The 740-nt window shown below is 65.0% G+C and carries 1 pseudogene; it reads right to left on the bottom strand.

Annotated features, from left to right (window positions below):
- Window positions 1–740 (bottom strand): annotated as a pseudogene (locus tag Q6A51_RS27285) (filamentous hemagglutinin N-terminal domain-containing protein); the annotation flags it as partial.

The following is a 740-nucleotide window of genomic DNA, read 5'->3' as shown; positions in this document are numbered from 1 at the left end:
TGCCGGTCAGGGTGATATCGAGTTGGCCATCGGTGAGCACGGCACCGGCCAGGCGGTTATCCAGGCTCGCGGCCTGCAGGTTCAGACCCAGGCCGGCCCCCAGGGTGCCAGCCTGGTTGTCGAGGGCTTGAGCCAGAATGACGGTCAGCACCTCGTCGGCCATGACCTGGCCTTCGGCGTTGTCCAGGCTCTTGGCCTCTAACGTGATGGCCCCTGCACTGCTCAGCAGGCCCTGGCGGTTGCTGACTTCGCCGGTGACGTCCAGCGTGAGGCCCGCCTCGCTGCTCACCTCACCGCTGTCGTTGGTCAGGGTATCGGCAGAGAGGTCCACGCCGGTGCCGGACACCAGCCCGCGCAGGTTGGTCAGTGCCTTGTCGATGCGTACGATCAGGGATTCGTCGCTGAGCACCGAGCCGTCAGTGTTGTCCAGCGAGGTGGCGGCCAGGGTAAAGCCCTTGGCACTGGAGATCTCGCCGCTTTGGTTATCGACTGTGCCCAGATTCGTCAGCAGCAACTGGCCGGGGGCCGTAATCAAACCGTCCTGGTTATTCAGGTGGCCGTTGCCGAGGTCAAGGCTGACGTCGCCGTTGCTGTACAGGCGCCCGTCGGCGTGTTGATCCAGGCCGGTGACCACAGCGGTCAAAGCCATGGCACTGGCAATACGCCCCGCTTCGCTGTTATTGACCTGCGCGGCAGTCAGGCGCAAGGCCTCGGTGCTGGTCAGGCGACCGTCCTGGCTG

It is taken from the genome of Pseudomonas serbiensis (genome assembly GCF_030580745.1).
GTDB lineage: Bacteria > Pseudomonadota > Gammaproteobacteria > Pseudomonadales > Pseudomonadaceae > Aquipseudomonas > Aquipseudomonas serbiensis.
This window is presented reverse-complemented; position numbering and strand designations above follow the sequence as displayed.